This is a genomic window from Paenibacillus sp. YN15 (assembly GCF_003285005.1).
In the GTDB taxonomy this organism is placed as follows: domain Bacteria; phylum Bacillota; class Bacilli; order Paenibacillales; family NBRC-103111; genus Paenibacillus_AR.
Window position 1 is genome coordinate 286,933 of record NZ_QMFA01000003.1, and the last position, 13,438, is coordinate 300,370.

The 13,438-nt window shown below is 52.8% G+C and carries 11 protein-coding genes; 10 read left to right on the top strand and 1 reads right to left on the bottom strand.

Features of this window, described 5'->3' with window-relative positions; all coding sequences use genetic code 11:
* Positions 1–95 precede the first annotated feature (95 nt).
* From DQG13_RS04435 to DQG13_RS04480, 9 genes are all read left to right on the top strand, one after another.
* Positions 96–3,776, top strand: coding sequence for a nitrate reductase subunit alpha (locus DQG13_RS04435; protein WP_113018533.1), 3,681 nt, complete (start codon positions 96–98; stop codon positions 3,774–3,776).
* Positions 3,766–5,235, top strand: coding sequence for a nitrate reductase subunit beta (gene narH, locus DQG13_RS04440; protein WP_113018534.1), 1,470 nt, complete (start codon positions 3,766–3,768; stop codon positions 5,233–5,235). The genes DQG13_RS04435 and narH overlap by 11 nt, the downstream gene beginning before the upstream one ends.
* A 33-nt stretch (positions 5,236–5,268) precedes the next feature.
* Entirely contained in the window at positions 5,269–5,931 is a 663-nt protein-coding gene (gene narJ / locus DQG13_RS04445; RefSeq protein ID WP_258525452.1) for a nitrate reductase molybdenum cofactor assembly chaperone, read from the top strand.
* On the top strand, positions 5,931–6,611 hold the full coding sequence (gene narI, locus DQG13_RS04450; protein WP_113018535.1) for a respiratory nitrate reductase subunit gamma: 681 nt from the start codon (positions 5,931–5,933) through the stop codon (positions 6,609–6,611). Before narJ ends, narI begins: the two co-directional genes overlap by 1 nt.
* A 44-nt stretch (positions 6,612–6,655) precedes the next feature.
* On the top strand, positions 6,656–7,141 hold the full coding sequence (locus DQG13_RS04455; protein WP_113018536.1) for a molybdenum cofactor biosynthesis protein MoaE: 486 nt from the start codon (positions 6,656–6,658) through the stop codon (positions 7,139–7,141).
* A gap of 21 nt (positions 7,142–7,162) precedes the next feature.
* Entirely contained in the window at positions 7,163–8,173 is a 1,011-nt protein-coding gene (moaA, locus tag DQG13_RS04460; protein ID WP_113018537.1) for a GTP 3',8-cyclase MoaA, read from the top strand.
* A 68-nt stretch (positions 8,174–8,241) separates the two neighbouring features.
* Positions 8,242–8,973, top strand: coding sequence for a YwiC-like family protein (locus DQG13_RS04465; protein WP_258525453.1), 732 nt, complete (start codon positions 8,242–8,244; stop codon positions 8,971–8,973).
* A gap of 395 nt (positions 8,974–9,368) precedes the next feature.
* Complete coding sequence (locus DQG13_RS04475; RefSeq protein WP_113018539.1) at positions 9,369–9,569, top strand: immunity 17 family protein; 201 nt, start codon at positions 9,369–9,371, stop codon at positions 9,567–9,569.
* 103 nt (positions 9,570–9,672) lie between these two features.
* Positions 9,673–10,689 (top strand): hypothetical protein, encoded by a 1,017-nt coding sequence (locus tag DQG13_RS04480; RefSeq protein WP_113018540.1) that lies wholly within the window; start codon positions 9,673–9,675, stop codon positions 10,687–10,689.
* Between the two features lie 142 nt (positions 10,690–10,831).
* Here the strand turns inward: DQG13_RS04480 and DQG13_RS04485 are convergent, their stop codons facing one another.
* Positions 10,832–12,361 (bottom strand): sulfatase family protein, encoded by a 1,530-nt coding sequence (locus tag DQG13_RS04485; protein WP_181592573.1) that lies wholly within the window; start codon positions 12,359–12,361, stop codon positions 10,832–10,834.
* Between the two features lie 161 nt (positions 12,362–12,522).
* On the opposite strand from DQG13_RS04485, the gene DQG13_RS04490 reads away from it, so the two are divergent.
* A complete protein-coding gene (locus DQG13_RS04490; protein ID WP_181592574.1) occupies positions 12,523–13,431 on the top strand; it encodes a helix-turn-helix domain-containing protein in 909 nt (302 codons plus the stop codon).
* Positions 13,432–13,438: the final 7 nt, after the last annotated feature.

The following is a 13,438-nucleotide window of genomic DNA, read 5'->3' on the forward strand; positions in this document are numbered from 1 at the left end:
GGAATCCCTGCCGTGGAATGGGGGAGTTCCCCTCTCTTATCCGCCTGCTCCTGCCTTTACAATAGAAGTATCATAAGGGGCAAGGAGCTGGAACGATGAACAAGTTCAATCCTCTGATCCAAAAGCTGAAATTTTTCCGCAAGCGGGAGACCAATGCGGAGGGGTGGAGCGAAGAGTCCACAGCCGACCGCTCCTGGGAGAATATGTACCGGAACCGTTGGCAGCATGACAGCGTGATCCGTTCAACCCATGGCGTAAACTGCACAGGCTCCTGCAGCTGGAAAATATTCGTGAAAGACGGAATTGTCACCTGGGAAACCCAGCAGACGGATTATCCCACGACAGGACCGGACATGCCGGAGTTCGAACCCCGGGGCTGTCCCCGCGGAGCCAGCTTTTCCTGGTACCTGTATAGTCCGCTTCGGGTGAAATATCCCTATATCCGCGGCAGGCTGCTGAATCTATGGCGGGAAGCGAAGAGCAAATACTCTGATCCCGTTGAGGCGTGGAACTCGATTATGCAGGACGAGAATAAAAAACAATCGTATAAATCGGCCCGCGGCAAAGGCGGCATGGTCCGGGCATCGTGGGATGAAGCAACCGAGATTATCTCCGCCTCCATGATTTCTACTATCAAAAAGTATGGCCCGGACCGTGTGATTGGGTTTTCCCCTATTCCGGCTATGTCCATGGTCAGCTACGCGGCAGGCTCACGCTTCCTGTCCCTCATCGGTTCGCCGCTGCTCAGCTTCTACGATTGGTATGCGGATTTGCCGCCGGCCTCGCCGCAAATCTGGGGGGACCAGACGGATGTTCCCGAAAGCAGCGACTGGTACAACTCCAGTTATTTGCTGGTCTGGGGCTCGAATCTGCCGATGACAAGAACCCCGGATGCCCATTTCATGACGGAAGCCCGTTACCGCGGAACCAAAGTCGTCTCCATCAGCCCGGATTATGCGGAGTTTGTAAAATTCGCGGATAAATGGCTGCCGGCGAAGCAAGGAACAGACGGCGCACTGGCCATGGCCATGGGGCATGTCATTCTGAACGAGTTCTATGTGAAGCAGAGAACGCCCTATTTTGAAAACTACTCCAAGAAATATACGGATTTCCCGTTCCTTGTGCTGCTCCGGGAGCAGGATGGGGCGTTCGCGGCAGACCGGTTTCTCACGGCCCATGATCTGGGAATCGCAACGAATAACAGCGAATGGAAGACCGTGCTCATCGACGAAATCTCCGGCGGGCTGCGGATTCCCAACGGCACCATCGGCTCACGCTGGGGAGAAGAGGGCAAGTGGAATCTGGAAATGGTTGACACGTTAACAGGGGAAGAGATTATACCGCAGCTGGGATTGGGGGATTCCGCCGAAGGCCGACTTGAGATCAGACTTCCTTATTTCTCCGACCAAAGCAAATCCGCGGTTTCCCGGTTAATCCCTTACCGCACCGTTACGGATGCCAACGGGGTGGAGCATCGCGCCACTACTGTATTCGATCTTATGCTGGCCCAATATGGCGTCGATTTGCGGCATGGCAGCGACTACAATGACGCCGACTCCGCATACACGCCTGCATGGCAGGAGCAAATTACCGGCGTGGACAGGGCATCCGTCATTCAGATTGCAAGGGAGTTCGCGCAGAATGCGGTAGACAGCGAAGGCCGGTCGATGATCATTGTCGGCGCAGGGATCAATCACTGGTACAACTCGGATACGATTTATCGCAGTGTGCTGAATCTGGTGTTGATGACAGGCTGCCAGGGAGTCAACGGCGGCGGCTGGGCGCATTACGTGGGCCAAGAGAAATTGCGCCCTGCGGAAGGCTGGGCCAATGTTGCCTTCGCCAGAGACTGGACCATGCCGCCACGGCAGCAGAACGGAACCTCCTTTTTCTATTTTGCCACCAATCAATGGAGGTTTGAATCCAATCCCGTGGACGGGCATACGTCAGCCCTAAGCGGCAAAACCCGTTATGCCCACTATGCGGATTACAATGTTTTGGCTGCGCGCCTGGGCTGGCTGCCTTCTTATCCCCAGTTTAATAAGAACTCCATTGACCTGGCGGAGGAAGCGGCGGCACAGGGACACCAATCTCCTGAGGCGGTTGCCGGCTATGTGGCGGATCAGCTGAAGGACAGAGCCTTGCAGTTCGCCATTGAAGATCCCGATGCGGATACGAATCATCCCAAGGTGATGTTTGTCTGGCGGGCCAACCTGATCTCCAGCTCCGGCAAGGGGCATGAATATTTCCTGAAATATTTGCTCGGCGCCCATAACGGTCTGTTGAATGATGACTCGGATACCCTTCGTCCCGAAGAAATCAAATGGCATGACCAAGCTGCGGAAGGCAAGCTCGATCTCATGGTGGATATCGATTTCCGGATGTCGGGAACCGCCGTCTATTCCGATATCGTGCTGCCAGCGGCAACCTGGTATGAAAAAAGCGATCTTTCGTCCACGGATATGCATCCCTTCATTCATCCCTTTAATCCGGCGGTTCCGCCGTTATGGGAATCCAAGTCGGATTGGGAGACCTTCAAGGCGATTGCGAAGACCTTCTCGGAGATGGCGGCAAAGCAGTTTGACGCTCCGCAGCGCGATATTGTTTCCGTGCCGCTGCAGCATGATACCCCCGATGAGCTGGCGCAGCCCTTCGGCAAAATTCTCGATTGGAGCAAAGGCGAGACCGGGGCGGTTCCGGGCAAGACCATGCCGAAGTTTGTGGTGGTGGAGCGGGATTACGCTGCGGTGTATAAGAAGATGACCTCGCTTGGACCGAACATTAAGGATAAGCCATACGGCATTAAGGGAATTAACTGGTCTGCGGCAAACGAATACGAATTGATGAAGAAGGTGAACGGCGTTGTGGCCGAACCCGGAATTAGCCAAGGGTGCCCGAAGCTGGTTACGGACCGCCATATGTCGGAAGCGATTCTTACTTTATCCTCCACCAGCAACGGGAAAATGGCCGTTAAGGCGTGGGAAGCACTGGAAAAGAAAACCGCGCTTCAATTAAAGGATCTGGCGGAGGATCGCATCGAGGAGCGCTTTACCTTCAACGAGATTACCACACAGCCAAAGACGGTTATTACGTCCCCTGCATTCAGCGGCTCAGAGCAGCATGGGCGCCGTTATTCGCCATTCACCACCAATGTGGAGCGGCTGATTCCGTACCGCACACTGACCGGACGCCAGCATTATTACCTGGATCATGAGCTGCTGACTGAATTTGGCGAGAATCTGGCGGTTTACAAGCCGACCATGAAGCATGCGCCTTTCCATACCAACAAGAACCGCCCGGCAGCCAAAGGGAAGGAGATCGTCCTGAATTTCATGACTCCGCACAGCAAATGGTCCATTCACAGTATGTATTTTGACTCCCTCCCCATGCTTACGCTGTTTCGCGGCGGACCTACCGTCTGGATCAACAAAGACGATGCCGCCGATGCGGAGATAGCGGATAATGATTGGATCGAATGCTTCAACCAGAATGGAGCCGTTGTGGCGCGTGCGGTGGTCACCCACAGGATGCCCCGGGGTATGGCCTACATGCATCATGCCCAGGACCGGACCATCAACGTGCCTGCAACGGATGTGACGACCACACGCGGCGGAACACACAACAGCCCGACGCGGATTCATGTGAAGCCCACCCATATGATCGGCGGGTATGCGCAGCTCAGCTACGGCTTTAACTACTACGGGCCTACAGGGAATCAGCGGGACTTGTATGTGGTGCTCCGCAAATTGGAGGAGGTGAACTGGCTTGAGGATTAAGGCGCAGATCGGGATGGTTATGAACCTGGACAAGTGCATTGGATGCCATACCTGCTCCGTTACCTGCAAAAACACATGGACCAACCGTAAAGGCGCGGAGTATATGTGGTTCAATAATGTGGAGACCAAGCCGGGGATCGGGTATCCCAAGCAATGGGAGAATCAGGACAAATACAAGGGCGGCTGGGTGCTGAAGAACGGCAAGCTGGAGCTGCGCTCCGGCAGCCGGGCCAACCGGCTCAAGAATATTTTCTTCAATCCGGACCAGCCGGTGATCGACGACTACTATGAACCCTGGGACTACGATTATGAGAAGCTGCAGCAAAGTCCGGAACGCAAGCATCAGCCGGTGGCCCGTCCGAAATCTCAGATTACCGGTGAATATATGAACTTGGAATGGGGACCTAACTGGGAGGACGATCTCGCGGGGGTGCATGAGTCCGGCTACCGCGATCCGAATATGGCGGGCATCGAAGAATCGGTCCGGATGGAGTTTGAGCAGGTATTTATGATGTATTTGCCCAGGATATGCGAGCATTGCATTAATCCCCCCTGCGTATCCAGCTGCCCGTCCGGCGCCATGTATAAGCGGGAAGAGGACGGGATTGTACTTGTCGATCAGAATGCGTGCCGGTCATGGCGGTTCTGCGTATCCAGTTGTCCGTATAAGAAGGTCTATTTCAACTGGCAGACCAACAAAGCGGAGAAATGCACCCTGTGCTTCCCGCGGATCGAGCAAGGCTTGCCGACGATTTGTTCGGAAACCTGTGTCGGCCGTATCCGGTACCTTGGCGTTATGTTCTATGACGCAGATCGGGTGGAGGCTGCAGCCTCTGTTGCCGAGGAGCAGGAGCTGTACGAGTCGCAGCTCGACATTTTCCTCGATCCTCATGATCCTGAAGTGATTGCCGCTGCGCGTGCAGCGAATATTCCGGAGGATTGGATTGAGCATGCGCAGCGCTCGCCCATCTACAAAATGGCGGTGGATTGGAAAATCGCCCTTCCCCTTCATCCGGAGTACCGGACCTTGCCGATGGTCTGGTATGTTCCGCCGCTCAGCCCGATCACGAACATGGTGGAGGGCAAAGGAGCAACGGCGTCGCCCGGGGATATTTTCCCCGCGATAGACGATATGCGGATTCCCGTCCAATACCTTGCGAATCTGCTGTCGGCAGGAAATACCCAGGTCATCACCCATGTGCTGAAAAAGATGGCCGTAATGCGTTCGCATATGCGCTCTCTGAACTTGAAGAAGGCCCCTGACCTTGCTTTGCTGGAGCAATTCGGGATGACCGCCCGGGATACGGAAGAAATGTACCGCCTGTTGGCCATTGCCAAGTATGAGGACCGCTTTGTTATTCCGGCAGCGCACCGCGAGGAATTTGCCGATCTTTATTCGGAGCAGGGAGCTTGCGGCTTTACCAATATGATGGGCGGTCCGGGACCCTGCGGCGGTTAGGCTTGCTATTTATCGGATGAGGAGGGATGGGACATGAAGGAGCTGACGCTGCGTTCCAACTGGATGTTATTTTCGCAGCTGCTGCAATATCCGGAGGCGGATTGGCAGGATACGGCAGACGAATTGTACGTGAATTGGCGCCATTTCATTCAAGGCGAAGAAGAGGACGAGGCGGTTAAGCCGCTTCAAGAGCTTGCAGGCCAATGTCTTGCCGAGCTTGCGGGAATGGATGCGGAGGCGATCAAGGCGGCGTATGTGAAGACCTTTGATTTTGGCAAAAAGTCAAATTTGTACTTGACCTACGGACAGCTGGGAGAGGACCGGGAGCGCGGCCCGGTATTATTGCAGCTGAAACAAATCTATGAGCAGGAGGAGATTGTTCTTGCTACGGATGAATTGCCGGATTATTTGCCGTTGATGTTGGAATATGCGGCGGTTGCCGGTGGGGACCGGGGAATGCGCTTGCTGGTCTCCTTCCGGAAAGCAATGGTGACGATTCAAGAGGCGCTTCACCGCTCATGCAGCCCCTACCGCCATGTGCTGGACGGCATCATGTGGATCATCGATGAATCGGGCCTCACGGAGGGGTCTTTCGATATGATCGCCTCTGCCGGTTCCGGAAGCACACCTCCCGCGTTGGGCTGCGGGCCCATGTGGGCTGCCGCCGGGTACGGGAACGCAGGGAGGAATGCGTAATGTCGTGGGGAAGCCAGTTTCTCTGGGTGATTTATCCCTATTTGATCCTCATCATCTTCCTTGTGGGACTCTATTACCGCTATCAGACGGATCAGTTCGGCTGGACGGCCAAATCCAGTGAAATGCTGGAGAAGAAGAAGCTCCGGTGGGGCAGCAATCTTTTTCATATCGGGATTATGCTCGTCTTCTTCGGTCATGTGGGCGGGATTCTGATTCCCAAGCAGTGGCTTGAAGCGCTGGGCGTCTCGGATCATCTATACCATACGATGGCCCTCTCCATCGGCTCAGCTGCCGGACTGATGACTCTTGTCGGATGCATCATCCTTGTGATCCGCCGGTTCTCGGATGTCCGGATTCGCAGAACAAGCAGCTTCGGCGATATGCTGTCAATTATTTTGCTCACGCTGATTGTGGTGGTCGGTATGGCTGCAACGCTGTTCAATGCGACTGGACGCTCCCAATTCGATTACCGGGAGACGATTGGACCGTGGATGCGCGGTGTGCTTCGGTTCATGCCGGATTATACCTTAATGGATACTGTGCCGGTGATCTTTAAGATCCATATTATTCTGGGTCTGGCGCTGTTTGCTGTATTTCCTTTTACAAGACTTGTGCACATGCTGAGCCTGCCGGTCAAATATTTGTTCCGCAGCTATGTGGTGTACCGGAAGCGCAAGTAAATATGCGTGAGCGCAAGAAACTGTGGCGAGACAGGAGTTTGCCCATGAATAGTCCGCTGTTTGTGATAACTGATCTGCCCATCGATCCGGAAGAAGTCTCGGCAAAGGTAAAACGCAGGGAAGCCGGGGCAATCACCATGTTCCTGGGCACAGTCCGTGAGTTGACCTTTGGCAAAAAGACCTTATACTTGGAATATGAAGCCTACCCGGCCATGGCTGTTGCGCAATTGGAACGGATCGGGCAAGAGGTGCGTGAGAGGTGGGCGGATACCGCCGTTGCGGTGACCCATCGGGTAGGCCGGCTGGAGATATCGGATATTGCCGTGGTGATCGCGGTCTCCTCGCCGCACCGCAAAGCAGCTTATGAAGCCAATGAATATGTCATTGAACGGATCAAGCAGATTGTGCCCATTTGGAAAAAGGAGCATGGCGAGGACGGCTCGGAGTGGATTGGCGACCAGTTGAACGGGCAGGCCTATCCGGAGGGGCGGCCATTGCTGCCGGACATACCGGAGAAAAATAGGGCATAACGTTGAAGAGGGGGCGGAAGGATGGACATTCCCCGCTTAATTGATCCATATGGACGGGAGCACCATTATTTGCGGATATCGGTGACGGACCGGTGCAATTTGCGCTGCGTATACTGCATGCCTGAGGAAGGGATGGAGTTCGAACCCTCGGACAAGATCCTGACGTACGGAGAAATCGCCGAAGTGGTGCGTGTCAGCGCCGGCATGGGAATCCGCAAAATCCGGTTAACGGGCGGCGAACCGTTGGTGCGTAAGAACCTGGAGCAGCTCATAGCAATGATTGCCGGTATACCCGGCATAGAAGATATCGCGCTGACGACCAACGGAATGTTTCTGGCGCCAAAGGCGCAGCTGTTGAAGGATGCCGGGCTTACACGTGTCAATATCAGTATGGATTCCCTGCAGCCGGACCGCTTCAAAGCGATTACCCGCGGCGGAGAGCTGAGGAAGGTGCTGGAGGGCATCGAGGCTTGCGCAAAGGCGGATTTAAGCCCCATTAAATTGAACGTGGTACTCATGAAGGGGTTGAACGAGGATGAAATCGCGGATTTTATCCGTTTGACTCGGGATCATGAGCTGCATGTCCGGTTTATTGAATACATGCCCATCGGACATAACGATGCGGCGTGGAAGAGCTTGTACCTGCCGCTATCCCGGGTCATGGAGGTCTGTTCCGAGCAGCAATGGAAGGTTGAGCCGGTTGCTGCCATCCCAGGAACCGGCCCTTCGGAGAATTACCGCATAGACGGGGCGCTTGGAAGCTTTGGCTTGATTCACCCGGTCAGCAGCCATTTTTGCCAGACCTGCAACCGGTTGCGGCTTACTGCAGACGGTTATATCAAGCCTTGTCTGGCCTGGACAGAGCAATTTCATATCAGGCGTGTCATTGGGGATGATGAGGCCATGCGCCGGATGCTGATGGATGCGCTTCGTACAAAACCGGAGCATCATGAAATGTCGCATTTCTTGAAAGCTGATGCAACGGTTTCCCACACGCCGACTGCACGCAGAATGTCCCAAATTGGCGGCTAGGGAGTGTGCAAACCCTGGGGAAGAACATATAAGGCGTTTTGAGTCAAATCAGCGAGGCGGTGAACGATTTGGATGCTAAAAATAACGGCATTGTGATTCCCCATGAGCACGGCGGTTGGGCGATGGTCAGCGTACCGTTTCTCTTCGGGATGATGGCCGGGACTCCCCGGTGGAGCCATTTGTTATTGTTCATGGCGTGGTTGTTCTTTTATTTGGCCTCATATCCTCTCCTGCAAGCTTTGAAACGGGGCAGACAACGGGGACATCTGTTGAAATGGTCGGCAATTTACGGGGTTGTTGCACTGGCTTCATTGTTGTATCCCCTCATCCAGAAACCGGAGTTATACTACTTTGGCATCCCTTTTGTGCTCCTGTTGATTGTGAATGTCTGGCATGTGAAGCGGAAATCGGAGCGGGCTATCGTCAATGACTTGTGCGCGATTCTGATTTTTTCCTTGGGGGGAGCGGCTGCTTATTTGTACGGAGGCGGCGGCTGGGATAAGGTAATGCTGACAGTGACGCTGTTTAACTTCTTATATTTTATGGGGACGGCATTGTTTGTGAAAACCCTATTCCGCGAACGGGGCAATCCCAAATGGAGGACTGCGGCATATCTCTACCATGTGCTGATTCTTGTTGTGCCATGGGCCTGCGGGTATCCCTGGATGACGCTGCCTTTCGTCTTCCCGCTGATCCGTACCCTTCTATTCGCCGGCAAACAAATGCGTCCAATGAAGGCCGGGATTCTGGAGATATTCGGTTCCGTGCAGTTTATCGCTGTGTCGTGGGTTGTTTTTTGAATAGAATAAATGCGTCAGAATGCCTATAATTGTTGCGAAAGGCGAGGCCAAAGATGGAATTGTACTATTTATGACGGATGGAAGTAACCTACACACTGGCCTGGTATTCGATCAATCATATTCCAATTACTGCGGCGGAGGCAGCCTCCCGTTAAACGAAAATCCGGAAGGGAAAACGAAGTATCACGTGACCCTCGATTCCATGACCGGATATACCGATGATGGGAAAGTGGTTTACAAAAAATGATCCGAACCAACCGTCATCTTTTTGGTAATGGACCAGGTAATCCGATGTGAATCGAACATCAAACTTTTTCTTGAAAGATTCCATAATTTCCCCTATAATTCGACTTAATTCCTGTGTTTACTAATTTTCAAAGAATGTGGGGGATAGAATGGGCAGCAATACGTTCGCTGTATTAATAGGTTTGGGAGCAGGATTGTTCAGTATCCTTGCGGCCATCCTCAATTGGAGCTGGTTCTTCAACAACAGGCGGGCATACATTTTTGTGAAAATGTTTGGCAGAACCGGGGCAAGAGTGTTTTACGGCATACTTGGCATCTTTCTCTTTTTCGTAGCATTCAAAGCAATGTGACCACGCGGCAGAAGACACATTCCGGAGGGGAAGGTGTCTTTTTTAGTCTTTGCGCATTTCGCCATGGATGAATCTGGGAAACTTTGGGGGGGGAGAAGCGATTATGTCTAAAAAAATGATCTTCTCTGTTACGATTGGCGTAATCATTTTTTTGGCCTCCAGTCTTTATCTTATTCAACGAAATAGTTTGGATAAAATAGCCCCCGTAGGTGCCATTGTAAGCGAGAAGGAAATGACTCAGGATATATTTAAACTTATCCAAAAGCCAATGAAAGTTAAACGGGTTGAGGTTTGGCACAATCTCGAACATCAATTTGCTTCAACCCTTCAAGATTTACAAATCGAACAGCCTATTGGAACCGCAATTAGTGTAGTTGGTACTGTTCCCGGTTCCATGGATGAACAAGGTCGAGAACCCCACTCTATCAGAGAAGCCATGAGAATATGGATCTATCTTAATGCACGAAAACCCTTTCTATCCGCGGACATTATCTTTGTGGGTGTAACAAGACGACCTGGCATGGATAATTTATGGTGGATTGGAGTGACGAAAACGGATTTTGAAGAGTGGTATGCGCTATTTAAAAATTCCGGATTAAGTGAAGCTGACATTTTGTCCAAACTAACCGATTACTGGGTTGCCAAATACCCAATTACAAGCTACTGGAATGTTGAAAATTCAGGAAGCTCATTAATCAGTTACCAATCGGAAGAATGGATGAGGAAGGCCCGAACGCAAGAGCAAAAAGATGCTTTATTGAAATTGCAGAAAGACACCAGTCTTGGTAAAGGGGAGTGGGTGAGAGAATCCTTGAAGATCATCGGCGAGTTGCCTCCTCAAGCAAGACGTTTAAAGCTGGATGAAGCAATTGACATTCTGAAGGAAAACGAAGGCAGTGACGGCATAGCGGAGAGATTTAACAAAATTACAGGGGCGCCAGATTGGGAAGGTAGCAGCGGGATTCGTCTCCAAATTTATTTCCTTGATGAAGATCGTAAACAAGCAATTTACATTATTGATCACGAACGTGTTGTATATGTGACGAAGAACGAGAGAGGAGAACCGATCAGCAAGCCATTGCTCAGTGTAGAAGAGAGGGTAACCCCCAAACCAACATAATCACTTATGTTCCAAAGGTGATAGGATAATCCTGGTTGGCAATCGTTTTGACAATAAAATTCGCTATTGAGAAGAGGCCGTCCCAAAAGTCATGAACAGAGGGATGGCCTCTTCCTGATTTATACGATGGAGCGGGCGTTGCTCAAAGCGTTTCCTGCTTCGCCTTCACTTCGGCATAATTCAGCTTTACGGTTGTATTGAGAGGAAGGGGGTCCTCCTTGGCCATCGACCAATGTAGCAGCTTGCGTTCAAGCTCCGAGCGGATGCCTGCCAAAGCTGGATCATTAAACCGGTTGTGCAGCTCATCCGGATCGGCCGCCAGGTCATAGAGCTCGCCTTCGCCGTTGGCGTAAATGTTCAGCTTCCACTCCAGGGTGCGGATGCTTTTTCCTTTCCCGATCCACGCCTCACGGTAAGCGCACCAGACGAAATAACGGTCATCGAAGGGATGCTCCGGACGGACGGTAATATCGGAGACGCGCAGCGGCTCTCCATCCTCGCCGCTTTCCATGACTACATATTCACGTGGCGTATAGTCCTTGCCCTCCAGATACGGGGCCAGGCTCCTTCCCTGTACACCAGGCGGAACTGCGATACCGGCCAAATCCAGCAAGGTCGGCATAAGATCGACCAGCTCCACCAGATGGTCTGTCCGCCCCGGTCCCTGATAGCCCGGAGCCGCGACAATGAAGGGCACCCGGGTAAAAGAGTCATAGAACAGGTTATGCTTCTGAATCAGCCCATGAGCGCCCATGGAATCCCCATGGTCGGACGTGAAGACGATGACCGTATTGCCGGTCAAACCAAGCTCCTCCAGCTTCGTGAACACGCGGGCGAGGGTATCGTCGATAAAACGGATCATACCGTAATGAATGGCCCGTACCCGCCGGATCAGCTCATCATCCGCTGTGCCCATGGCATCCATCAGATAAGCCACCCGCTGCCGCTCCGGTTTTTCCTCCAGCTTGTCTTTGGGCGGAAGGGGCACATCCGCCGGATCAATCATGCTGGCGTAAGGCTCCGGCGCTTGATAAGGCGTATGCGGGTCCGGGAATGACAGCCAGGCGAAGAAGGGCTTTTCCGGATCGCGCCGATGCTCAAGATAATCCACCATGGTGTCCCCAAGCAGATGCGTGCCGCATTTCTCTGGACGGGCAGGATTGGTTCCATGCCCCAGCGGGCTCACCCAGCAGGTATGGGACCACTCATGGGCCGCCTTGGCTTCGGGATCATCCCGGTAGCCGTCAACCATATGGCCGTGATCCGCCAGCCGGACATAATCGAATACTTGCCTCAGCACGCTGGCCCTTTCGGAGTCGGCGGCCTCACCGGGATAGTAGGTCTTGGTGTTCTCCATAAAAGCATGATTCTTCCCGATGATCGCCGTCTGATATCCATGCTCCTTAAGCACTTGCGGCAATGTAACCTCCGTGGGATTAATCATCATATGGTTGGCATGGATTCCGATAGTAGACGCATATCTTCCCGTAAACATCGATGACCTGGAGGGGGCGCAGGCAGGGTAATTGCAGAATGCGTAATCAAAGACAACGCCGCGTTCGGCCAGGCTCTCAAGGGCGGGGGTCTTTAAGGCGGGATTGCCGTAAAGGCTGAGAGTTTCCGCCGATTGCTGGTCGGTTTGGATCAGCAATAGATTGGGTTTGTTGTGCATATCGATTCTCCTTTTTAGCGATACCGTTGTCACAACGCTATCATGAAGCTGTTGAACGAGTGTGCTACAATCAAATAGTAGCATAAGAGATTGCTGGAGAGCCGATTAACCTTTATGCATATTCGATTACCGGCTGCAGAAGCATGAGGAGGAGGACAAGGGTGGCCGTTCTAAGCAGAATCAGATTTATCGAGGATTACTTTGTACGGCTGGCATGGGTAATCGAAAATGTGGTGGCAGCCGAAACGGAATTTCCCCGGGCCAGCTATCCAAATACGATTATATGGATCGTCCTGGACGGAGCGAGAACCATCGAGGTGGACGGTGCCCGGCATCATGTGCAGGCCGGCGATGTTGTCGTCATTCCGCCGCAAACCCCCCGAATTGTATTGCCCAATAATCTGGCTGACGGTTCGTTTCATTACTATACCATCGGCTGCGATCTTAAAGTGGGTTCCTTACACTTCGTGGAGCAGTACAAGCTCCCTCTCATAACGAGAATCGAAGAAGATAGAGCAGCCTTTCAAGATATCGCGGCGCTTACCGCAAAGCTGCTGGCGCAAGCCCGGGAAGTGATCCGGGCGCTCCATGCCGTGGATCAGCCGCAGCTTATCATCGGCAAGGTCAATACCAACGAGACAGTGGCGCTGCTTGCTGTCAACGCCACGTTCAACGTCTGGATCGTCCGTTTCCTTCATATGATGCTGGGTCACATGGCTGACAAGCCCCAGGAAATCGACCCCCGGATCAGCCGGTTGTGCGCCTATATGCAAGCGAACCTGGACAGAAGGCTGACCATGTCCGATCTGGCTCAATATGTATATGTCAGCGAAAGCCATCTCCGTCTCCTGTTCCGCAAAACAATGGGCATCTCCCCCTCGGATTATTTGTGCCAGCTCCGCTTGCAGCGGGTGAAGGAGCTGCTTGCCAACACAGCCTCCCCCCTGAAGGAGATCGCAGAGCGCTCCGGCTTTCAGACGCTGAACCACTTCAGCCGGATGTTCAAAAAGTATGAGTCCATGTCCCCTACTGAATACCGCAAGCGTTATTATGGCATCGTACAGGGATAAAAACAGT

What these genes read in the sequence shown, in the direction of transcription:
- DQG13_RS04480 (WP_113018540.1), top strand. Translation starts at nt 9,673, where the DNA reads ATGTCTAAAAAAATGATCTTCTCTGTTACGATTGGCGTAATCATTTTT.
- moaA (WP_113018537.1), top strand. Translation starts at nt 7,163, where the DNA reads ATGGACATTCCCCGCTTAATTGATCCATATGGACGGGAGCACCATTAT.
- DQG13_RS04455 (WP_113018536.1), top strand. Translation starts at nt 6,656, where the DNA reads ATGAATAGTCCGCTGTTTGTGATAACTGATCTGCCCATCGATCCGGAA.
- DQG13_RS04485 (WP_181592573.1), bottom strand. Translation starts at nt 12,361, where the DNA reads ATGCACAACAAACCCAATCTATTGCTGATCCAAACCGACCAGCAATCG.
- DQG13_RS04435 (WP_113018533.1), top strand. Translation starts at nt 96, where the DNA reads ATGAACAAGTTCAATCCTCTGATCCAAAAGCTGAAATTTTTCCGCAAG.
- DQG13_RS04475 (WP_113018539.1), top strand. Translation starts at nt 9,369, where the DNA reads ATGGGCAGCAATACGTTCGCTGTATTAATAGGTTTGGGAGCAGGATTG.
- narI (WP_113018535.1), top strand. Translation starts at nt 5,931, where the DNA reads ATGTCGTGGGGAAGCCAGTTTCTCTGGGTGATTTATCCCTATTTGATC.
- narJ (WP_258525452.1), top strand. Translation starts at nt 5,269, where the DNA reads ATGAAGGAGCTGACGCTGCGTTCCAACTGGATGTTATTTTCGCAGCTG.